The sequence below is a fragment of the Aerococcus sp. L_32 genome, from assembly GCF_050689315.1.
Genome location: NZ_JBOEQF010000807.1, coordinates 1 through 831, shown reverse-complemented (window position 1 = coordinate 831; position 831 = coordinate 1). Strand labels below are relative to the sequence as shown.

Genomic DNA, 831 nt, shown 5'->3' with positions numbered 1-831 from the left:
GCAAAAAAAAAAAGACGAGTCCCGATATGAATCTCAAATTGGTCTCGTCTCTGTAATTTTTATGGCTTAATGATGGTGGTGGTGGTCGTGATCATGGTCCAATTCTTCCATCAATAAATCAGGATGGTCAGCTTCTAGTTGGTCTAAAACTGCCGTCACTTGCGGGTCAACGTTGCCTAAAATATCTTCATAAATGGCTAAATATTCATAGGCCGCTTCATATTCGCCGTGCTCGTTAAAGCGGAATGCTGCTTCTTTTAAAGCAGTTAACATATCCATTGATGGGTAGTTGTTTAAGCCCAGATCGTCAAGGAAGGCTTCTTGTTCCTTACCTTCAAGGATTGCTGGCCACTCGCGGTCTAATTCTTCTAAAACCTCCAAACCTGCTCTGGCATTATCATTTTCATTCCACATCAGTGAAATATGGTATAACATGTAGGCTTTCTCAAAGTCTTCTTTATGGTAGTAGAAGTCCCCAATTAAGGCAAAACCATAAGCTAGGTCTTCTACTCTAAGTGAATAACTCAAGCCATTAAGAACGGTTGGATAAGACATCCCGTACTGTTCCATTTCTTGGTATAGTTCCGCTAAAGCGTAGATAGTGTCTACATCATAGGGATTCCATAATAAGGCTTGTTGGTATGAGTCAATCGCTTCACGCCATTCATTGGCTTGAATTTGCACTTTTGCATATTCTACATACATCCCAGCATAGTCGCGCGTTGTTGGCGCTAATTCTAGACCTAGTTCATTATGGTAAATAAACTGGAATAAGTCTAATTCATCATAGATACTTAAATTTTTAATATTTTTCTTTGGTGTGAATCGGTC

1 protein-coding gene is annotated in these 831 nt (G+C 39.6%); it reads right to left on the bottom strand.

Annotation, left to right across the window (positions count from 1 at the left end):
• Nucleotides 1-66: 66 nt before the first annotated feature.
• On the bottom strand, nt 67-831 hold a 765-nt coding region (locus ACRCJ0_RS16620), incomplete at its 5' end, for a hypothetical protein (protein ID WP_431391265.1).